A 20,555-nucleotide genomic window follows, 5' to 3' on the forward strand; every position below is an offset into this window, starting at 1 on the left:
ATTTTACGCCTCAATTCTTGATGCGGCTCAGTTGATCGATGATCCAGCCTGCGGCGCATTGGCCGAAGGTGGCGGTGACGGTTACCACCGAGCCGTAGCCGTGGCAGTTGAGCGTGCCGTCGCCTTCGATGGCGCAAGAGGCATCGGGCGGGGCGACGGCCTCGCGGCTGAAGACGCAGGCGATGCCGATGCGCTTGCCTTCCTTGGGTGCGCCATGCTCGCGGCGCAGGCGGTAGCGCAGTTGGGCCAGCAAAGGGTCGTGCGTGGTGGCGCTGAGGTCTTCGATGTCCACCTTGTGCGCCAGGCGCTTGCCGCCGGCCGCTCCGACCGAAATGAAGCACTGGCGCGTGGCGCGCGCATGGGCGGCCATGGCAGTCTTGGCCTTGACCTGGTCACAGGCGTCGATGACGGCGTCCGCGTTCTGGGGCAGCAGGCGCAGCCAGTTGTCCGGATCCACGAAGTCGTCGATGCAGTGCACGCGGCAGGCCGGGTTGATCTGGGCAATGCGCTCGCGCATGGCTTCGATCTTGGCCTGGCCCACGGTGGTGGAGAGCGCGTGAATCTGGCGGTTGATGTTGGACTCGGCGACATGGTCCATGTCGATGAGTGTGAGCTCGCCCACACCGCTGCGCGCCAGCGCCTCGGCAGTCCAGGAGCCCACGCCGCCGATGCCCACCACGACGACGTGCGCGGCGCGGATGCGCGCGGCGCCCGGCACGCCATACAGGCGCTCCAGGCCGCCGAAGCGGCGCTGCAGGTCGGCATCAGAAAAAACAGCGCCTGCTTCAGGCGCTGTCTTGTCTTCTCCCGCAGGGGATGAAGAGACCGTATCGCTCATCACTTGAGGCTGGCAAGACGGTTCTTGGCCGCGGCTGTGGCTTCGGCGTTGGGATAGGCCTTGATCAGGTCTTCCAGCGTCTTGCGCGCGCCCTTGGTGTCCTTCATCTCGATCTGGCAGTTGGCGATGGACAGCGCCGCCTCCGGCGCCCGGCCATGCATGGGGGCTGCCGCCAGCAGCGCGCGGAAGTTGGAGATCGCGTCCTTGTAGTTGCGATTGGCGTACTGCGCGTTGCCCAGCCAGAAGCGTGCCGAGGGCACGTAGCCGCTCTTGGGCCACTGGTTCAGGAAGGACGAGAATGCCGTGCCGGCTTCGGCAAAGCTGCCGGCACGGAACTGCGCCAGCGCGGCTTCGAAGTCGCGCTTCTCGGCCGGGTCGGCCGCGAATTCCTGGCCGTCCACCGTCACCGTGACCGGCTCGAACTGGCGCAGGCGCTCGTCCACGCCCTTGGCGATGTCGCGCTGGCCGCGCTGCAGCTCGGCCACATCGCGCAGCAGCTGCTCGTTCTGGCCGCGCAGCTTGGCTTGCTCGGACTTGAGCTGCTCGATCTGCGACTGCAGTTCGAGCAGGCCACGGCGCGTTTGCGCGCTTTCCTCGGTCATGCGCTGCTGCGACTGCTGCATGCTGTCGACACGCTGGCGCATTTCCAGGATGGCGCGGCGCGCCTCGTCATCGCCGAACAGCGCGGCATGGCCGCTGGCGGCGTAGCCGGCCATCAGGCCGGCAGCCAGCAGCGTGCGCAGCGCGGTGCGATGCAGGATCGGGGAGCGCTGCATGTTCATCAACGGTAGGACAGTTCAGCGCGGCGGTTTTGCGCGTAGGCGTCTTCGGAATGGCCTTCGGAGGCAGGCTTTTCCTTGCCGTAGCTCACGGCTTCCATCTGCGCGTCGCTCACGCCCAGCAGGCCCAGCGAGCGGCGCACGGCTTCGGCGCGCTTTTGGCCCAGGGCCAGGTTGTATTCGCGGCCGCCGCGCTCGTCGGTATGGCCTTCGATCTGGACCTTGCGTGCAGAAGACGCCTTCAGGAAGCGTGCATGGGCTTCGATCTGGGGCTGGGCATCGGCCTTGACGACGTAGCTGTCGAAGTCGAAGTAGACGATGCGGCTGACGCCCTGGGGACCTGCCTTGTCGGCAGCCGAGCCGGTCAGGTCCACGCCCGAGATGCCGCTTTGCGAGGTGCTGCCGGTGCCGGCACCGCTGCCCTGGCCCGTGCTGGAGGCGCCCGCGTCGGTGACCGGGGTTTCGTCGAGCTTGACGCCCGAGCTGCAACCTGCCATGAGTGCGGTGACTGCAAGTGCCAGGGAAAGTCGTTTGATGGTGATCATGAAAAATCTCCGTATGTCCGGATGGACTTCGTGCTGAGTTGACTTGTTGACTGAAAAGAAATCGAGGAAGCCGGGCTATCACTGGCGCTGGAACGGACCCCAGTCGGGCTCGCGGATGTCTCCGCCCTGCCCTGCCAGCCGCGCCTTGATCTTGCCGTCCAGCGTGGTGGTCATCAGGGACTCGCGGCCCTGCTGCAGCGTGGCGTAGACGATCAGGCGGCTGTTGGGAGCGAAGCTGGGGCTTTCGTCCGCCGTGGTGTCGGTGATGGCATTCACGGTGCCGGTGCCCAGGTCCATGACGTGGAGCTTGAAGCCGCCGCCCACGCGCGAGATGTACGCAAGCCACTTTCCATCGGGGCTGACACTGGGCGAGATGTTGTAGTTGCCGGTGAAGGTGACGCGCTCCGCGCTGCCGCCGGAAGCCGGCACCTTGTAGATCTGCGGGGCGCCGCCACGGTCGCTGACGAAGTAGATGGAGCGGCCATCGCTGGAGAAGTTCGGCTCGGTGTCGATGCCGCTGCTTTGCATCAGGCGGCGGGGCTCGCCGCCCTGGGCGCTGATCAGGTACAGCTGCGAACCACCATCACGGCTGAGCGTGACGGCCAGCGAGTTGCCATCGGGAGCCCAGGCCGGCGCGCTGTTGGAGCCCCGGAAGTTGGCGACCAGGCGACGGCGGCCGCTGGCCACATCGTGCACATAGACCACGGGCTTGCGCGACTCGAAGGACACATAGGCCAGCTGGGTGCCGGTGGGCGACCAGGCGGGCGAGATGATGGGTTCCGGGCTGGACAGGGCGGACTGCGCGTTCTCGCCATCGGCATCGGCCACCCACAGGCGGTAGTTGCTTCCTGCCTTGGTCACGTAGGCGATGCGTGTGGAGAACACGCCTTTCTCGCCCGTGAGTTTCTCGTAGATGTAGTCGGAGATGCGGTGGGCCACCAGGCGCAGGTCGCCGGTGGTGACGGCAAAGCCCTGGCCGCCCAGGTCCTGGCCCTTGACCACGTCCCAGAGGCGAAACCGCACGTCGTAGCGGCCATCGGCCAGGCGCGTGATGCTGCCCACGGCCAGGGAATCTGCGCTTTTCTGGCGCCACATGGCGACATCGGGGCGCGAGGTTTCATCGAGTTGCACGCCGGCCGTGTCCACGGCGCGGAACTGACCGCTGCGCTCCAGGTCGGCCTGGATGATGGCCGAGATCTTCTGTGGCGCCTGCCCTTCTCCCTTGAATGCTGCAATGGCGATGGGCAACTGGGTCAGGCCCACGCCCGTCACTTCGACGCGGAACTGGGCCAGCGCGGGAATTGCAGGAGTGGAGGCAAGAGCGGCCAGCAGGGTTCGGCGCGAAGGGCGCGGCACGGCCGCCAGGGAGGAAGGAGAAAGGAGTCGGTCAATAGTCATTGGCATTCATCAATATCTACGGGAAGACCCCGGTACTTGCACAGGTGCGAATGTTACACACACTGGATGCGTCACGATGTAAGAACGTGCACTGTAGGGTCTGTCGGCCCAGGCTTTGTCGATCCCCGCCAGCCGCATCGGTTCCCCATGGGGCAGCCCCAGGCAAGCCCGCCGTAAAATCCGCGCTTCATGCACGCACCATCCTCACCGCCGCCGGCCCCTGCGCCGTCCGCCGCACCGGCGGCCCATGATCTCGCCAGCACCCTGACCCTGTCGCAGCGCCTGAAGCGCCTGTCCCCCTATTTTGGTGGTCAGCGCCTGGCCTGGACGATGGCCGTGGCCGCCACGCTGGTGGGTGCGGTCACCGAGCCGTTGATACCGGCATTGCTGCAGCCGCTGCTGGACAGCGGCTTCACCGACGGCACGCTGCCCCTGTGGTCGGTGCCGCTGGCTATCATCGGCGTGTTCCTGGTGCGGGGCCTGTCGCAGTTCGTGGGCCAGTACGCGCTGGCGCGCATTGCCAACGAGGGCATGCTGGCGCTGCGCAGGCGCCTGTTCGAGCGGCTGCTGGCGGCCGACATGGCCTTGTTCTCGCGCCAGTCGGCCTCATCGCTGTCCAACACCGTGGTCTATGAGGTGCAGACCGGCTCCACCCTGCTGGTGCAGGCCATGCTGGGCATCTCGCGCGATGGCTTCACCCTGGTGGCGCTGCTGGGCTACCTGCTGTATCTGAACTGGCAGCTGACGCTGGTGGTGGCCGCCGTGGTGCCGGGCGTGGCCTGGATCATGAAGACGCTGTCGCGCCGCCTGTACCGCATCACCAAGATCAGCCAGGAAGCCACGGACTCCCTGGCCTATGTGGTGGAGGAGAACGTGCTGGCCCACCGCATGGTGCGCCTGCATGGCGCGCAGCAGGGCCAGCAAAAGCGCTTTGGCGGCCTGAGCGGGCAACTGCGCAAGCTGGCCATCAAGGCCACCATCGCCTCTGCGGCGATGACGCCGCTGACCCAACTGCTGGCCGCTGCTGCCCTGTCGGCCGTGATCTGCATCGCGCTGTGGCAAAGCCGGGGCACGGGAGCCGCCGCGGCCAATGTGCAGGATGTGACGGTGGGCAGTTTCGCGGCCTTCATCACGGCCATGCTGATGCTGATTGCCCCCATCCGCCGCCTGGCCGATGTGGCCAACCCCATCACGCGCGGCGTGGCGGCGCTGGAGCGGGGCCTGCATCTGCTGGAGGGCTCGGGCGACGAGACCGGCGGCACCCAGGTGCCCGGCAAGGCGCGTGGCGAGATCGAGCTGCGCGACGTGTCCGTTCAGTTTGGCGAGGACAAGGCGCCCGCCCTGAGCCATGTGGACCTGCGCGTGCGCCCGGGCGAGGTAGTGGCCCTGGTCGGCCCCTCTGGCGCGGGCAAGACCACGCTGGTGAACCTGCTGCCGCGCTTTCTGCAGCCCACGGATGGGCAGTTGCTGCTGGACGGCACCCCCCTGCCCGAATGGGATCTGGCCGCCCTGCGCCAGCAGTTCGCCATGGTCAGCCAGGACGTGGTGATGTTCAACGACACCATTGCCGCCAATGTGGCGCTGGGTGGCGTGGAAGACGAGGCACTGCTGTGGGCGGCGCTGGACGCCGCCAACCTGGGCTCGCACGTGCGCGGCCTGCCCCAGGGCCTGCAGACGGTGGTGGGACACAACGCCAGCCAGCTGTCCGGCGGCCAGCGCCAGCGGCTGGCGATTGCGCGGGCGCTGTACAAGGATGCGCCGGTCCTGATTCTGGACGAGGCCACCTCGGCACTGGACAACGAATCCGAGCGCCTGGTGCAGGAGGCGCTGACACGGCTGATGCAGGGCCGCACCACGCTGGTCATCGCCCACCGGCTGTCCACCATCGAGCATGCCGACCGTGTGGTGGTGATGGAGCGCGGCCGCATCGCCGAGCAAGGCACGCATGCCGAACTGCTGGCGCGCGACGGGCTGTATGCCAGGTTGAGCAGGAACCACGCCACCTGAGCGGACAGGATTGGGGGCGGCCACGCCGCTTTCGCTTGCGGCTTGCAGCTGGCGGCTACCAGCTCCCGCGCGAGGGCTGGGTCTTGCGTTCGGCCTTGATGGCCTTGGTGAGTTTGTCGACCATGTATTGGCGGTCCACCTGCCTGGCGAAGTCGGCGGCGGTGAAGCCGCGCTGGTTGCGCAGGATGACGTCGGCGCCTTCGGCGATGAGCAGGTCCACCACGGCTTCGCTGCTGTACTGGGCAGCCAGCATCAGCGGCGTGGTGCCGTTGGGCGATTCGGCGTCGATGTAGGCGCTTTTGTCCAGCAGCAGCTTGATGATGTCCAGCGTTTGGGGCAGGTCGGCCGAGGTGGCGTAGTGCAGCGGTGTCCAGCCGGGGCGGTTGACATCGGCGCCCCGGCGTATGAGTTCCTTGACCAGGTCCAGGTGGCCCTTGATGCAGGCCATCATCAGCGGCGTTTCGCCCTGCTGCGAGGCTTCGTTGACCTTGATGCCGGGGGACTTGAGCAGCACGTCGAAGACGCCCAGGGAGCCCTGGTGCAGGGCCGCAACCAGGCCCGGGCGGCCGCGCGTGTCGCGCGTGTTGGGATCGAAGCCGCGAAAGATCAGGTTGACCATGGCGCGCTCGTTGTCGCTGACGATGGCACGCACGTAGTCGTCGTACTGGCTGGCGTGCGCCAGCCCGGCACCGGCTGCAGCCACGGCCGTCAGGGCGCGGCCGGCCCGGGCCAGCCAGCGGCGACGGTCCACGCGGCCGACGGCCGCAGCATTCAGTCTCATGCGACAACCCCCTTGAAAAGCTGATCGAAGTTGGCACTGGTCAGGGCCGCCACCTCCTCGACCGGAATGCCGCGCACCTGTGCAATCTGCTGGGCCACGTACGGCACATACGACGGATTGTTGGTCTTGCCGCGATAGGGAACGGGCGCCAGATAAGGGCTGTCGGTCTCGATCAGCAGGCGGTCGGCCGGCACGAAGGCGGCCACGTCGCGCAGGTGCTGGGCGTTCTTGAAGGTGACGATGCCCGACATGGAGATGTAGTAGCCCAGGTCCAGCGCCGCACGCGCGACCTCCATGGTCTCGGTGAAGCAGTGGAACACGCCGCCAGCCTGGCCTGCCGAGCCGTCCTCGCCTTCTTCGCGCAGGATGGCCAGCGTGTCATCAGAGGCGCTGCGCGTGTGGATGACCAGGGGCTTTTGCGTCTGACGCGCCGCGCGGATGTGCACGCGAAAGCGCTCGCGCTGCCATTCCAGGTCGGCAATGGTGCGCCCGCCCTTGCGGTCTTCCATGCCGTAGTAGTCCAGTCCCGTTTCGCCGATGGCCACCACGCGCGCCAGTGCGGCGCGCTCGACCAGGTCGGCCACGCTGGGCTCGGTCATGTGTTCCGTATCGGGGTGCACGCCCACCGTGGCCCAGAAATTGTCGTGGTCCAGCGCCAGCTGGTGCACATCGCCGAACTCCTCCATCGTGGTGCAGATGCACAGCGCACGCGTGACGCGCGCGGCCGCCATGGCCTCGCGGATCTCGGGCAGGCGGCTTTGCAGCTCGGGGAAATTCAGATGGCAGTGGGAATCGGTAAACATGGAATCTCGTGGTTCAGAAACAGGCATGCCGACCGGAGAGCATTTCCTCCGTGTCGGCATGCGGGCAGAGGCAGGCGCAGGACTCAGACCGTCTGCGTGGCCTTGTCCGAGGCCAGTGCCGAGCCCAGGATGTTCTCGATCTTGGCCTTGAGCTCGGCGGACTTCTCGTCCTTGGGGAACTGTATGCCTATGCCCTGCGTGCGGTTGCCCGAGGCGCGCGCGGGCGTGATCCACGCCACGCGGCCGGCCACGGGATAGCGCTGGGGCTCGTCGGGCAGGGTCAGCAGCACGTAGACATCATCGCCAAGACGGTACTCACGCTGCGTGGGCACGAAAACGCCCCCTTCGGCGAACATGGGAATGTAGGCGGCGTACAGCGCGGCCTTTTCCTTGATCGCCAGTTGCATCACGCTGGGACGGGGTGTGGAGGGTGCGGTGCTCATGGATGGTTTGCAGACATTGGTTCGGTGAGCGGCCGGCGCAATCGGCACCGGGCCCAGGGCCGTAGGTTAACAGGCCGGGCTTTCATGTGGCGAAAAGCGCCTGGCCATGTTCTCCCGTGCCCCTCCCTTCATGCCCGGCGCTGGCGGGCAGGCTGGCCGGACATGAGCACGCGCCGCGCTTCTGCGGCCAGGGCTTCTGCCATGAGGCCTGCGTTGAAGGGATGGTCGGCCGTGCGCGCGGCCTGGGCCAGGGTTCGCGACCATTCGGAAAGCAGGCCTATGTCCAGCGGCCGCGAAGGCAGGTCGGCCGGCGTGAAGTAGCGCGGCGCGGCGCCTGCGGCCAGTGCCATCAGGTCGTGGCAGATCTTTTGCAAGGCCTCCACGGCATGGGGCGGCGCGTAGGCGGCCAGGGCCGCCACATCGCCCTTGGCCAGCGCACGCGGCAGCTGTGACCACGACGCCATGTCGCTGCCGCCACCGCTTTGCGCCAATGCCAGCGCATCGCCGGGCCGCCCGCCTGCTGCGCGCAGCGCCACGGCGGCCGCTTCAGGGGGCACGCCCTGCGTGTCCAGCCAGGAAAGGGCCTCTTGCTGATCCGGCCAGGCCATGGTGTGGATCAGGCAGCGGCTGCGAATGGTGGGCAGCAGCTGGTGCGATGCCTCGCTGGCGAGCACGAAACGCGCATCGCCGGGCGGCTCCTCCAGCGTCTTGAGCAGCGCATTGGCCGTGATGGCATTCATCTGCTCGGCCGGATAGACCAGCACGGCCTTGCCGCGCCCGCGCGCACTGGTGCGCTGGCAGAACTCCACGGCGTCGCGCATGGCCTCGACACGGATTTCCTTGCTGGGCTTGCGCTTCTTGTCGTCGATGTCGGCCTGGGCCTTCTCGGGCAGGGGCCAGCCCAGCGCCATCATCTGCACCTCGGGCATGAGCACGCACAGGTCGGCATGGGCGCGCACGTCGATGGCATGGCAGCTGCCGCAGTGGCCGCAGGCGCCCTGCGGCGACGGCGACTCGCACAGCCAGGCACGCACCAGTGACAGCGACAGCGCGTACTGCCCCAGGCCCGAAGGCCCCTGCAGCAGCCAGGCATGGCCGCGCTGTGCGAGCAGGCGTGTGCGCTGTTCGGCAATCCAGGAGGTGTCGGTCTCGGCCGGCTGTGGCAGGGCTTCGTTCATGCCGCACCTCCCTGGCCGCCGACCATGATGGCCAGCCAGCCCCGGCGCACCATGACCTGCGTGATCTGCTGCCAGACCGCATGCCGGCTGGCGTTGGAGTCGATGCGGGCAAAGCGCTGGGGCGCTGCTGCAGCGCGCGACGCATAGCCCTGGGCCACGCGGGCGAAGAAGCTGCCGGGTTCGGACTCAAAGCGGTCCGGCACGCGGGCCGAGGCCAGGCGCTCGGCGGCCACCTCGGCGGGCAGGTCGAACCAGAGCGTCAGGTGGGGCTCGCGCAGCAGATCGGGCTGGGGGGCGGTGCCCGTCTGCACCATGCGCTCCAGCGTGGCCAGCGGCTGCAGGTCGAAGCCACGGCCTGCGCCCTGGTAGGCAAAGGTGGCATCAGTGAAGCGGTCGCAGAGCACGACCTCGCCGCGCGCCAACGCGGGCTCGATCACCTGCACCAGGTGGTCGCGTCGCGCGGCAAAGGCGATCAGCGCCTCGGTCAGCGGGTCCATGGCGTCGTGCAGCATCAGCGCGCGCAGCTTTTCGGCCAGCGGCGTGCCGCCGGGCTCGCGCGTGAGCGTCACCGTGCGGCCCTGGTCACGGAAAGCCTGGGCCAGCGACGCGATGTGCGAGGACTTGCCGGCGCCATCGATGCCTTCGAAGCTGATGAACAGGCCGGCGGGGGTTGCATTGGTCATATGGAAAGAGAGGATACGCAAGCGCTGCGCAGAGCGCAGCAGCCCTGGGGAATATCTCAGGGCTTTTGCTCAGGGCTTTTGCTGGCCGCGCTGGTAGCGGTTGACGGCGCGGTTGTGCTCGTCCAGCGAGGCACTGAAATGGCTGGTGCCGTCTCCGCGCGCCACGAAATACAGCGCCTTGGTCTGGCTGGGCTGCACGGCGGCCATGAGGGCGGCCTTGCCGGGCATGGCGATGGGCGTGGGCGGCAGGCCCGCGCGGGTGTAGGTGTTCCAGGGCGTGTCGGTCTGCAGGTCGCGGCGGCGCAGGTTGCCGTCGAATTTCTCGCCCAGGCCGTAGATCACGGTGGGATCGGTCTGCAGCAGCATGCCGATGCGCAGGCGGTTGGTGAACACGCCTGCGATCTGGGCACGGTCGGCCGCGCGGCCGGTTTCCTTCTCGACGATGCTGGCCAGGGTCAGGGCCTCGTCGGGGCTCTTGAGTGGCGTGTCGGCCGAGCGCAGCGCCCAGACATCGGCCAGGCGCCGGTCCATGGCATGCAGGGCCCGGCGCAGCACGGCCAGGTCGGAGCTGCCCTTGGCATAGGTATAGGTATCGGGGAAGAACCGGCCCTCCGGCGCCACCCCGGGACGGCCCAGGGCCTGCATCAGGGCCGCATCGTCCATGCCCGCGCTTTCCTGGCGCAGGAATTCCTCGCGGGCCAGGGCTGCGCGCACCTGGCGCCAGTTCCAGCCCTCGACCAGGGTCAGCGCCTTGAGCGATTCCTCGCCACGCGCGAGCTTTTGCAGCAGCACATAGGGGGTCAGGCCCGTGGTCAGTTCATAGTTGCCGGCCTTGATCTGCCGGTCCTGCCCCGAGACGCGGAACCAGGCATACAGCAGCCGCGCATCGGTCTGCACCCCGGCCTTGACCACTTCGCGGGCGACGCCGCGCGGCGTGGTGCCGGGTTCGACCTCCAGCTCCAGCGTGGGCTGGGACAGCGGCAGGGGCTGGTTCAGCCACCACCAGCCGGCACCGGCCAGCACGGCTGCCAGCACCAGCAGCATCATCAAAGCGCGAAAGATAAAGCGCACAACCTCGGTCCAAGCAAGCAATAGAGCGGCTGATCATAATTCAGCCATGACCCAGCCTTTACTGAACGGCATCGCCCCCGTTTCCCATCTCGGCGTGATACGCGCCCTCGGCGAAGACGCCGCCCCATTCCTGCATGGCCAGCTGACCAACGACTTCGCGCTGCTGGATCTGCAGCATGCGCGTCTGGCGGCGTTCTGCACGGCCAAGGGCCGCATGCTGGCCAGCTTCATCGGCTTCAAGCGCAGCAAGGACGAGATCCTGCTGCTGTGCGACCGCAGCCTGCTGGCACCCACGCTCAAGCGCCTGTCCATGTTCGTGCTGCGCGCCAAGTGCAAGCTCAGCGATGCCACGGCCGAATTCACGCTCCACGGGCTGGCTGGCGATGCCGCCGTACAGGCCATGGGCCCGGCAGCCGTGCCCTGGACCAAGACCGATGACGGCGACGCCAGCCTGATCGCCCTGTACCCGGCCGCCGGCCAGCCGCGCGCCCTGCGCGTGGCCCCTGTCGGTGCGCCCCTGCACGAAGGCCCCGCACTCAGTGAGGCCGATTGGCTCTGGAGCGAAGTCGCCAGCGGCATCGCCACGCTGTCGGCACCCGTGGTCGATGCCTTCGTGCCGCAGATGCTCAACTACGAATCGGTGGAAGGCGTGAACTTCAAGAAGGGCTGCTACCCGGGCCAGGAGGTGGTGGCCCGCAGCCAGTTCCGGGGCACGCTCAAGCGCCGCGCCTACATCGCCCATGCCCAGCAGCCGCTGGCAGCCGGCATGGAAGTCTTCACGCCCGAGGATCTGGAGCAGGCCAACGGCACCGTGGTCCAGGCCGCCCCGGCGCCCGGCGGCGGCTGGGACGCCATTGTCTCCATGCAGATCAGCTCGGCTGAGCAGCGCCTGCTGGCCCACGCCGCCCTGGGCGAGGGCCAGCGCGCCGATGCCGCGCAGGCCGTGGCGCTGCAACTCAAGCCCCTGCCCTACGCGCTGCGCGAGGACATTTGAGATTTGGGCCTTGCACCGCCTGAGCTGCCTGCAGCTCAGGCGGTGAGCACTTTCCTCATGGTGATGTGGGGAATGCCGGCCTCTTCATAGGGCTCGCCCTCGGGCGTGAAGCCCGCGCGCAGGTAGAACGACTCGGCATGGCGCTGCGCGTGCAGCACGACTTCGCGGTCGCCGCGCTGGCGGGAGGCCTCCACCAGGCTGTCCAGCACGATGCGGCCCCAGCGGCCGCCGCGCACGCTGCGGTCCACGGCCATGCGGCCGATCCTGCCCGCGCCGGGGCTGTCGCTGACCAGGCGGCCGGTGGCAATGGGCTGGCCCAGGCCGTTGTAGACCACGGCGTGGCGGGCCACGGGGTCGAACTCGTCGATCTCGATCTCGCGCGGCACGCCCTGCTCGTGCACGAACACGGCCAGGCGCAGGCGCTCGGCGTCGCGGCCCAGGTCGTTCCAGCTGCCCGATGCCACGCGCACCACGCTCTGGCCTGCCTCATAGGCGGTGAGCACGTCGCGCAGCTGCTGCGGCACGGGCAGCGGCTGGCGCGTGGTGGCATCGGCGAACACATAGACCAGTTCCACGGTGTTGAGCAGTTCCATGCCCCGGAAGATGCCGGCCTCGAACAACAGCGAGGTATTGCCCTGCCTGGCACAGCGTATGCCCACATGCAGCACGTCGCCCAGCGTGGCCGATGCGTGGTAGGTGGTAGTGGCCTTCTTGACGAACAGCTCGCCGCCCAGGGCCGCGAAGGATGACTCATAGGGCATGCCCAGCTGGCGCCAGTAGTCGGTGACGGCCACGTCGGCGTACATCAGGTAGTGGGCGTTGAAGACGATCTTCTGGGCGTCCACTTCGGACCAGCGCACTTCGATGCGTTGCAGCGTGCGGAAATCTTGGCGTTGCATGGGTTTTTCTCTCCTGTTGTCTTGGGTGTCTTGGGTGCCCTGGCTCTCAGGCCGCGAAGGCGTCGGCCAAGGCGCGCGCCATGTCGGCATGTGCACGGCGCGCTTCGGCAATGGCGCGGCCCATCTTGACGAATTCATGGGTCACGCCCCGGTAGATCTCCAGATCCACGGGCACGCCCGACATGCGCAGCTTGTCGGCGTATTCCACGCCCTCGTCCACCAGCGGGTCGCATTCGGCCAGGCCTATCCAGGCCGGGGCCACGCCGTCCACGTCAGGCGCCAGCAGCGGGGCGAAGCGCCAGTCCTCGCGGTCGGCAGGGCTGTTGAGGTACTGGGCAAAGAACCAGGTGATGGCCGGCTCGTCAATGACCAGCCCGTGGGCGAAACGGCGGTGCGAGTCAGTGTCCTGGTGGGCCGTCGTGCCCGGGTAGATCAGCAGTTGCAGGGCCAGCTTCAGGCCTGCATCGCGCGCATGGATGGCGCAGGCTGCGGCCAGCGTGCCGCCCGCGCTGTCGCCACCCACGGCCAGGCGTGCAGGGTCGGCGCCCAGCAAGGCGGCCTGCGAAGCCAGCCATTGCAGCGCATCCCAGGCGTCGTTGTGGGCCGTGGGGAATTTGTGCTCGGGCGCGCGCCGGTAGTCCAGCGAGACCACCATGGCGCCCGAGAGGTGGGCCAACTGGCGGCACAGCACGTCGTGCGTGGCCACGCTGCCCACGGTGAAGCCGCCGCCATGCAGGTACAGCAGCACGGGCAGGCCAGGGGCCGGTGCCTGGGCACGCTCCTCAGGCGCATAGAGCCGAGCGGGCAGCAAGGCGCCATCGCGCGCGGGAATCTGCAGGTCCTCGACACGCGGCAGGACGGGCTTGGGAATTTCGAGCACGCCGGCGCCCGCCTCATAGGCGGCGCGCGCACCCTCGGCGCCCAGCTGGTGCATGGGCGTGCGTGCGGCGCGCTCCATGCGACGCAGCACATCGCGCATCTGGTGGGTCAGGGACGCCGGCAGCGGCGTGGCGTGGGGGCGGGATTCGGGCTGGGGCACGTTCAGGAGCAAGTTCAGGGACAGGTTCGATCGGAGCCATCTGGCAAGGCAATGCGGCGCGGCCGGCAAGGCACGGCAGGCGCCGCGCAGCAGGCATTGTGCCGCGAGCACAAGGCCCTGGCAGCCATGCGATGGCAGTGCACGCCCGTGCTGTCGCCCCCGTGACCGCGCAGGCGCCCTCTCAGGGTTTGCTTTGTTTGCAGTGCAGCACGCGCGGTCTAGATTCGGCGCACTCCCACTGATCCCCACCACGGGCCGCAGCGGCCCGCAACGAGTCACCGACCATGGCTTTCATCAACTACGTCACCCAGATCCAGTTTGACTTCGGCGCCGTGCGCCTGTTGCGCCAGGAGTGCGAGCGCGTGGGCATCACGCGGCCGCTGATCGTCACTGACCAGGGCGTCAAGGCGGCCGGCGTGCTGCAAAAGGCGCTGGATGGGCTGGGCGACATGCCGCACGCAGTGTTCGACCAGACGCCCTCCAACCCCACCGAGGCTGCCGTGCGTGCGGCCGCTGCAATCTACCAGGAGCAGCGCTGCGACGGCCTGATCGCCGTGGGCGGCGGCAGCGCCATCGACTGCGCCAAGGGTGTGGCGATTGCGGCCACGCACGAAGGGCCGCTGTCGCACTACGCCACCATCGAGGGCGGCTCGCCGCGCATCACCGAGCGCGTGGCACCGCTGATTGCCGTGCCCACCACCAGCGGCACGGGCAGCGAGGTGGCGCGCGGCGCCATCATCATCGTGGACGACCACCGCAAGCTGGGCTTTCACAGCTGGCACCTGGTGCCGCGCGCCGCCATCTGCGATCCGGAACTGACCTACGGCCTGCCCGCCATGCTGACGGCCGCCACGGGCATGGACGCCATCGCCCACTGCATGGAAACCTTCATGGCAGCCGCCTTCAATCCGCCTGCCGACGGCATTGCGCTGGACGGCCTCACGCGCGGCTGGGCGCACATAGAACGCGCCACCCGCAATGGCCAGGACGCCGAGGCACGCCGCCAGCTGATGAGCGCCAGCATGCAGGGCGCCATGGCCTTCCAGAAGGGCCTGGGCTGCGTGCACAGCCTCAGCCACAGCCTGGGCGGCGTGAACCCGCGCCTGCACCACGGCACGCTCAACGCCATGTTCCTGCCCGCCGTGGTGCGCTTCAATGCCGAGGCCGAGAGCGTGCGCGCCGAACAGCGCCTGCAGCGAATGGCCCACGCCATGGGTCTGGCCTCGGGCAGCGACATTCCCGAAGCCATACGCGACATGAACGCCCGCCTGGGCCTGCCCACGGGCCTGGCCGCCATGGGCGTGGAGCGCGCCCAGTTCGCGGCCGTGATCGGCGGGGCGCTGAAGGACCATTGCCACGGCACCAACCCGCGCCTGGCCAGCGCCGACGACTACGAGCAGATGCTGGCCACCTCGCTGTGAGCCGCCGTAGCCGCTGTGAGCGGGCTCAGTGGCCGGGCGGTGACTGCTCCGGTGACTGGGCCGGTGGCGGCGCCGGTACAGACGCGGGAGCGGGAGCCGGCGCCGGCGCTGCGCCGCTTTCCATCATGCGGCGCACTTCCACGGTCTGCATCAGCTGCTCGGCCATGACGGCCAGCAGCTCCAGATCTGCCGGCGAGACCTCGCGCGGTGCGTCGTCCATGATGCAGAAGCTGCCCAGCACCGCGCCGTGGCGGTTCCTGAGCGGCACGCCTGCGTAAAAGCGCAGCCGCATGGCCTGCAGTGCGGGGTTGCCGGCAAACCGGGGGTCGCGCGCTGCGTCGTGCACCACCAGGGGCTCGCCGCCGTGCACCACATACGAGCAGATGGACTGCCCGCGCGGCATCCCGGCCGATGCGGGGTCGCCCTGGTCCGCCACCAGCAGGCTGCCGGGCGTGTGCACGCGGTCGGCATCGACCCATGAGACCTGGGCCCATTTCACGTCGAAGGCATTGGCGGCCTGCTGGGCTGCCTCGTGGTACAGCGGCGGCAGGCCGGGCCCGAGCACGCCGCTGTCGCGCAGCTGGCGCACGCGCTGCTCATCGTCATCGGGAATGGGCGCGGCCAGGCCCTGGCCTGCCGCGTCGGGCAGGCGCAAGGCGTCCACCCACAACTGCAGCTCGCGCAGGCTGGACACGCAGGCGGCGGCGCCGCAGTGGCGCGCGAACTCGGGGTCGGACACCACGGCCGGCGCATTCCACAGCGCCAGCACCACGCGCAGATGCGGCCAGTGGCGGCGCACCCGCCGCATGATCTGGCGCGCCACGGTCTGGGGCTGGGCGCTGAAGACCGAGAGCACCAGCAATTGCGCCTCGGCAAGGGCCTGTGCGCCTGCATGGCCCTGCGGCAGGCCGCCGCCCTCGCCCTGCCCCAGCTGGCGCCATTGCGGATCGGCCGCCAGCGCCCAGTCCGAGCAGCTGACCACGTGGCCGCGCAGCGCCTCGCTGTGCGCCACCATGGCCGCTGCCAGGGCATCGACCTCCCAGCGCGCACCCACGCAATGGATGCGCAGGGCCCGCGAGGACAGGTCTGCGGGCGCGGGATGGCTTTCCCGCAGCTCCTCGACCAAGGCATCCATGCCGCTGGACAGGCGCAGCCGGTGCTCGGCCGTGGCCGACTCCAGGTGCTGCTGGGTGGCCAGGCGCAGCGCGGGGATCGCCACCTCGTCATAGAAGCCGGCCACTGCGGCCGAGCGTTCGTCCGCCGAGGCCCGCGCTGGCAGCCTTGCGTCCACCAGTTCATGCGCCAACGTGACCGCATCTTCCACATCGTCGGCCAGCAGGCGCTGGTACAGCCGCTGGGCCGGACCCAGCACGGGGGAGCTGCCCAGCAGCACCTCCATGAACTGCAGCGCCGGTATGTAGCGGCCCAGCACCAGCAGGCAGACCGTGAGCGGCGTGGACAGGATCAGCCCTATCGGCCCCCACAGCGCCGTCCAGAAGGTCGCGGCCGCAATGATGGACAGCGTGGACAGGCCCGTGCTGCTGCCATACAGCCAGGGCTCGATGAGGTTGTTGCTGATCAGCTCCAGCGCCATGATCAGCCCCAGCGTCATCAGCAGCATCTGCCAGCCCGGATCCACCGCAAAGGCCAGCGCCAGCGGGAAGGCGGCAGAGATCATGGCGCCCACATAGGGAACGAACCGCATGATGGCCGCCAGCACCCCCCAGAGAATGGCGCCCGGCACGCCGATGAACCACAGCCCCGCCGCCATGGGCAGTCCATAGGTGATGTTGACCACGAACTGCATGCGCAGGTACTTGCCTATGCGCTGCGAGGCCTCGTCCAGCGCGTCGGTGGCCACATGCAGGTTGCCGCCCATCAGGCGCAGCAGCCGGTCGCGCAGGTCATCGCGGTCCAGCAGGATGAGGATCACGAACAGCAGCACGATGCCGGCCGTGGTCACGGGCTCGGCCACTCGGCCCAGCCACTGCAGCATGCGCGCCGTGGGCTTTTGCTCGGGCGACTGGATCTCCACCTTCTGCACGCGGGGCGTGGTGGCGCCGCGGGAGATCTCACGCTCCACCGTGTCATAGGTGCGCAGGGCGCCGTCCCAGGCGCTGGGCATGTTGGCATTCCTGCGCAGGCTGCGCAGCTTGTCGCGGATGGTGCTCTGGTAGGTGGGCAGGTCGGCGCTGAGCTGCTGCACCTGGCTGCCCAGATAGGTACCCATTCCGGCCAGCGTTGCCAGTGCCATGACCACCACCAGCAGCGTCGCCGCCATGCGCGGCAGGCCCCAGCGCCTGAGCCGGGAGACCGCAGGATCGAGCAAAAAGCCGAACAGCAGCGCCAGGGCCAGCGGAATCAGCAGTCCCTGCCCGAAATACAGACCCGCGATGATGATGCTGGCCACCAGCAGGCCGGTGAGCAGGCGCAGCGCAGGCACCATGTCGGCCAGCTGTGCCAGGCCCGGCAGGGCCGAACGCACGCTGCGTGCGAAAGCCGCGTCGGCAGCGGCCGCGTTGCCGGCCGCATCGGCTGCGGCGTTCTCAGCGCCTGGTTTTCTGGAAGGCGCTGGTGTGAGGTCGGGATGTGGATTCATGGGGGGACAGGCATCAGGGCTTGGATACGTGCGTGGATGCTGCCGCACTTGCGCCCATCGTGGGATTGCACAGCGCGCTGCGGGCCGGCCCTGTCAGCGGGCACCGCAATCGCTGGAACTCCGCCGCCGTCGCTGCCACAGCGCGCCAGCTCACCAGCGCACACGCACCACCGTGCCGCCGCCAGCACGCGGCGCCAGGTCCAGCGTAGCCCCTATGGCGTGGGCACGGCGGTGCATGCCTGCCAGGCCCATGCCCTGCGCCTCATCGGGTGTACGCGGCGGCAGGCCGCGGCCGTCGTCTTCCACGCGCAACTCCCAGCGCAGCTCGCGGCGCGCGCCGGGATGGGCGCCGTTCGCCCGCGCAATACCCGGCTCCAGGGGCTGCAGCACCAGCCACAGCGTGCTGGCCTGTGCGTGCTGCAGCACATTGCTCACGGCCTCCTGGGTGATGGCAAGCAGGTGCTGGGACGACTGGCCTCGAGGAAGATCGGGCAGATCGGGCAGGCCCGGCTCGGACTGCGGATCGGCCACGCTCCAGCGGATCTGCATGCCACGGCGGTCCAGCACGGGCTGCAGCCGGTGGCGCAGGCGCGCCAGGCGCACGGGCAAGGCGTCCTCCACGGCGTCCATGGCGTCCACCAGCAGGCGCAGGTCCAGCAAGGCCTGCTCCAGCAACTCCTGCGCCTGGCGCTGCCGGGTTTCGCTCGGCTCCAGCAAGGCCATGGCATTCACCAGAAGGCCGCCCACGCCGTCGTGCAGATCGGCGGCAATGCGCCGGCGCTCGGCCTGCACCTCACGCGAGGGCCGGGGGCTGCGCCTGCGCCGCCACAGCAGCAGCCTGCGCAGGCGCGAGGCGCCCATCGCACACAGCAAGGCCGTCAAGACCAGCAGGGACAGGCTGCACAGGCGAAGCCACAGCGGAGCCTGGTCGCCCTGCTGCCAAAGCCAGGCGCAAAGCGCCAGCATCTGCAGCAGGCCCAGTGCCAGGCAGACTGCCAATGCGCGAAGGGAGTCCTTCATGGCCATGCGGTGGGAAGCGGCGGCGGGGCGGTCCGCACGGGCCCCTGCGCCGCCAGCCAATCAGAACAGGCCGCGCAGCGATGCAAAGCGCACCGCCTGGGCGCGTGTGCGCACCTGCAGCTTGCGGTAGATGTTCTTGATGTGCGTGTTGACCGTCATGGCGCTGATCATCAGGCGCGAGCCGATCTCGGCGCTGGTGTAGCCGCTGGCCACCATGCGCAGCACCTCGCGCTCGCGGGTGGACAGGCGGTCTGCCTCGTCGGGCGAGCGGCGCTTGGGCTCGGCGCCCTGGGTCTTGTCGAAGCGCTGCAGCAACCTGCGCGCCAGGCTGGGAGTGACGGATGCGCCGCCATTGGCCACCTGCAGCACGGCCTGGGGGTAGTTGCCGAACCAGGAGTTCTTGACGAGGTAGCCCGTGGCACCCAGCTCGAAGGCGCGCAGCACCTGCTCGTCGTTTTCCATCACGGAGATGATGACGGCCTCGGCCGTGGGCCGCACGGTCTTCATCATGTCCAGCAGCTCGAAGCCCTCGCCGTCGCCCAGGTTCAGGTCGACCAGCATTACGTCGAACTCGTGCTGGCGAATGGCCTTGCGACCCTCTCGGACACTTCCGGCCTGGGCCACGACCAGGGTGCGCGGGTCGTTCATGATTTCCTGGGCAATGACCATGCGGATGTGGGCATCGTCATCGACCAGCAGCACGCGCACGGGCTTGTCGGGCTGGCCGGCCAGATAGTCTGGCCACATGGCGGAACTCAGACCCGTGCCCAGCATGGCCTGGGCGCGCGAGGAATCGGCGATCAGGGGACGGGCATCGGCGGGAACGTCGGATGGATTCATGCTGTTCTCCTCAAATGTCACGTCATGTATATGACGCAACCGATCACATACGCGCCTTTCACATTAAGAGAAATCGCCACCGATATCCACAATCTTTGACGAAGTTTGTGAAAGATTGCGTAGCTTGCAAATTAACACATTTGTGTGAGAAGCCGGGTCCGTACTTTCTTGATCACCTGACCGGCAGGCCTGTCGGGCCTGGCAGGCCATACCCTTGCCGATGCCCGCCATCCTCCCCTGGATCCGGGCCCATGACAGCCGCCGGTCCAACGCCTTCCTCCTGCGCCTGCACCGAGCGTATGCAATTCGATACACCGGGTTGTCTGGATGGCCCCATGCCCGCCGGATCAACGGCCTGAAGCGAAGCTGCAACTGCAAATTTTCTGTCGTTACACCTTGAAACTACCCAACTCCATTCACCTCCCAATGCCGCTGCTTTAACGCGATGCAGCCCACCAATCAAAGGTTTGGACGGGTAAGTACCCGCCACGTGGCTCAGCGCTCACGGCTACCCCGTACAAGAGATGGAACGGCAGGGGCACCCCAAGCACATTGGAGTCCAGACAACGAGCTGGGGTCCAGGGAGACAAGGCCGGAAACCTCCGCAAAGTGTCTGAAAAACGGGTGCTTACACACCTCTTCCTGATAGTCCGATCCTTCCAAGGAGCCATCATGAAATCGCTTGCAATTCTTTCCCTGTGCCTGATCGCAACCGCCGCCATGGCAGATCAAGACAACCGCTACAGCAGCAGCTCCAAGATCGAAATCGACGGACCCAGCGTCCAGGTCACGGTGCTGAACAGAAGCGGGGTACTGAACATGGCCACGGGTGGCGGCAAGGCCTCCCAGAATCTGGCCAGCAATGCGGGCAATGTGTCCATCGACAACGGCGGCAGCTCTCTGCAGATCGTGGCAGCCTCGGGAACCGGCATCATGAACGTCGCCAATGGCTGGGGCGCCGTGGCCGTCAACAACCTCGCCTCCAACTACGGCGAAGTCGACGTGAATGACCTGTCGATTCAGGTCGTGGCGGCCAAGAACTCTGGCATCGTCAACTATGCCGGCAACGGCTCCACCGCAGTGCAGAACATCTCCAGCAACAACGGCTGCGTGACCTGCTACAACAATCGCTGAGCCTGGCTGCCGGGTGAAGGCAACTGCCGGACGGCCCCCGGCCAACCGGCATAGCCTTCCCGGCACCGACCCAGCCCTCCGCA

Annotated in this window: 19 protein-coding genes; 4 read left to right on the plus strand and 15 right to left on the minus strand. The window is 68.1% G+C overall.

Annotated elements, in window-relative coordinates; all coding sequences use genetic code 11:
* Window positions 1-10: 10 nt before the first annotated feature.
* The 4 genes from ACRSCF_RS16190 to tolB form a co-directional block, all read right to left on the minus strand.
* Window positions 11-838 (minus strand): tRNA threonylcarbamoyladenosine dehydratase, encoded by an 828-nt coding sequence (locus ACRSCF_RS16190; protein ID WP_244386077.1) that lies wholly within the window; start codon window positions 836-838, stop codon window positions 11-13.
* Complete coding sequence (gene ybgF / locus ACRSCF_RS16195) at window positions 838-1,620, minus strand: tol-pal system protein YbgF (protein ID WP_034363943.1); 783 nt, start codon at window positions 1,618-1,620, stop codon at window positions 838-840. Before ybgF ends, ACRSCF_RS16190 begins: the two co-directional genes overlap by 1 nt.
* A complete protein-coding gene (gene pal, locus ACRSCF_RS16200) occupies window positions 1,620-2,162 on the minus strand; it encodes a peptidoglycan-associated lipoprotein Pal (RefSeq protein WP_016446824.1) in 543 nt (180 codons plus the stop codon). The genes ybgF and pal overlap by 1 nt, the downstream gene beginning before the upstream one ends.
* A 78-nt stretch (window positions 2,163-2,240) precedes the next feature.
* Window positions 2,241-3,560, minus strand: a complete 1,320-nt coding sequence (tolB, locus tag ACRSCF_RS16205; RefSeq protein ID WP_016446823.1) for a Tol-Pal system beta propeller repeat protein TolB — start codon at window positions 3,558-3,560, stop codon at window positions 2,241-2,243.
* A gap of 189 nt (window positions 3,561-3,749) precedes the next feature.
* Here tolB and msbA point away from each other — a divergent pair, with 189 nt between their 5' ends.
* The gene (gene msbA, locus ACRSCF_RS16210) at window positions 3,750-5,567 is read left to right on the plus strand and encodes a lipid A export permease/ATP-binding protein MsbA (RefSeq protein WP_016452860.1); all 1,818 of its coding nucleotides are present in this window, start codon (window positions 3,750-3,752) and stop codon (window positions 5,565-5,567) included.
* Between the two features lie 55 nt (window positions 5,568-5,622).
* Here the strand turns inward: msbA and ACRSCF_RS16215 are convergent, their stop codons facing one another.
* From ACRSCF_RS16215 to mltG, 6 genes are all read right to left on the minus strand, one after another.
* The gene (locus tag ACRSCF_RS16215; protein ID WP_160853397.1) at window positions 5,623-6,348 is read right to left on the minus strand and encodes an ankyrin repeat domain-containing protein; all 726 of its coding nucleotides are present in this window, start codon (window positions 6,346-6,348) and stop codon (window positions 5,623-5,625) included.
* Window positions 6,345-7,151, minus strand: a complete 807-nt coding sequence (locus tag ACRSCF_RS16220; RefSeq protein ID WP_244386078.1) for a TatD family hydrolase — start codon at window positions 7,149-7,151, stop codon at window positions 6,345-6,347. The genes ACRSCF_RS16215 and ACRSCF_RS16220 overlap by 4 nt, the downstream gene beginning before the upstream one ends.
* A gap of 83 nt (window positions 7,152-7,234) precedes the next feature.
* Window positions 7,235-7,594: a PilZ domain-containing protein gene (locus ACRSCF_RS16225; RefSeq protein WP_034363945.1), complete on the minus strand. Its 360-nt coding sequence runs from the start codon at window positions 7,592-7,594 to the stop codon at window positions 7,235-7,237.
* A gap of 128 nt (window positions 7,595-7,722) precedes the next feature.
* Window positions 7,723-8,772, minus strand: coding sequence for a DNA polymerase (locus ACRSCF_RS16230; RefSeq protein ID WP_034363947.1), 1,050 nt, complete (start codon window positions 8,770-8,772; stop codon window positions 7,723-7,725).
* Window positions 8,769-9,455, minus strand: a complete 687-nt coding sequence (gene tmk, locus ACRSCF_RS16235) for a dTMP kinase (RefSeq protein ID WP_016446817.1) — start codon at window positions 9,453-9,455, stop codon at window positions 8,769-8,771. The genes ACRSCF_RS16230 and tmk overlap by 4 nt, the downstream gene beginning before the upstream one ends.
* A 69-nt stretch (window positions 9,456-9,524) precedes the next feature.
* Window positions 9,525-10,526 carry an endolytic transglycosylase MltG gene (mltG, locus tag ACRSCF_RS16240; RefSeq protein ID WP_016446816.1) on the minus strand — a complete coding sequence of 334 codons (1,002 nt, stop codon included), beginning with the start codon at window positions 10,524-10,526 and terminating at the stop codon, window positions 9,525-9,527.
* 46 nt (window positions 10,527-10,572) lie between these two features.
* Here mltG and ACRSCF_RS16245 point away from each other — a divergent pair, with 46 nt between their 5' ends.
* On the plus strand, window positions 10,573-11,520 hold the full coding sequence (locus ACRSCF_RS16245) for a YgfZ/GcvT domain-containing protein (protein WP_244386079.1): 948 nt from the start codon (window positions 10,573-10,575) through the stop codon (window positions 11,518-11,520).
* A gap of 35 nt (window positions 11,521-11,555) precedes the next feature.
* Here ACRSCF_RS16245 and ACRSCF_RS16250 read toward each other — a convergent pair whose 3' ends face one another.
* Both ACRSCF_RS16250 and ACRSCF_RS16255 read right to left on the minus strand, forming a co-directional pair.
* The gene (locus ACRSCF_RS16250) at window positions 11,556-12,419 is read right to left on the minus strand and encodes a YbgC/FadM family acyl-CoA thioesterase (protein ID WP_013802704.1); all 864 of its coding nucleotides are present in this window, start codon (window positions 12,417-12,419) and stop codon (window positions 11,556-11,558) included.
* 46 nt (window positions 12,420-12,465) lie between these two features.
* A complete protein-coding gene (locus ACRSCF_RS16255) occupies window positions 12,466-13,470 on the minus strand; it encodes an alpha/beta hydrolase (protein WP_244386081.1) in 1,005 nt (334 codons plus the stop codon).
* 272 nt (window positions 13,471-13,742) lie between these two features.
* Here ACRSCF_RS16255 and ACRSCF_RS16260 point away from each other — a divergent pair, with 272 nt between their 5' ends.
* The gene (locus ACRSCF_RS16260; protein WP_016446813.1) at window positions 13,743-14,879 is read left to right on the plus strand and encodes an iron-containing alcohol dehydrogenase; all 1,137 of its coding nucleotides are present in this window, start codon (window positions 13,743-13,745) and stop codon (window positions 14,877-14,879) included.
* Between the two features lie 25 nt (window positions 14,880-14,904).
* On the opposite strand, the gene ACRSCF_RS16265 is transcribed toward ACRSCF_RS16260, so the two are convergent.
* The 3 genes from ACRSCF_RS16265 to ACRSCF_RS16275 form a co-directional block, all read right to left on the minus strand.
* Window positions 14,905-17,478 carry an AI-2E family transporter gene (locus ACRSCF_RS16265; RefSeq protein ID WP_034363949.1) on the minus strand — a complete coding sequence of 858 codons (2,574 nt, stop codon included), beginning with the start codon at window positions 17,476-17,478 and terminating at the stop codon, window positions 14,905-14,907.
* Between the two features lie 150 nt (window positions 17,479-17,628).
* Complete coding sequence (locus tag ACRSCF_RS16270; protein ID WP_227740768.1) at window positions 17,629-18,498, minus strand: sensor histidine kinase; 870 nt, start codon at window positions 18,496-18,498, stop codon at window positions 17,629-17,631.
* Between the two features lie 60 nt (window positions 18,499-18,558).
* Window positions 18,559-19,338 (minus strand): LuxR C-terminal-related transcriptional regulator, encoded by a 780-nt coding sequence (locus ACRSCF_RS16275; protein WP_016446810.1) that lies wholly within the window; start codon window positions 19,336-19,338, stop codon window positions 18,559-18,561.
* Between the two features lie 672 nt (window positions 19,339-20,010).
* On the opposite strand from ACRSCF_RS16275, the gene ACRSCF_RS16280 reads away from it, so the two are divergent.
* Window positions 20,011-20,472, plus strand: coding sequence for a hypothetical protein (locus ACRSCF_RS16280; protein WP_016446809.1), 462 nt, complete (start codon window positions 20,011-20,013; stop codon window positions 20,470-20,472).
* The last annotated feature ends 83 nt before the right edge of the window (window positions 20,473-20,555 follow it).

The organism is Delftia sp. 11MD, assembly GCF_050907895.1.
Classification (GTDB): Bacteria; Pseudomonadota; Gammaproteobacteria; order Burkholderiales; family Burkholderiaceae_C; genus Comamonas; species Comamonas tsuruhatensis.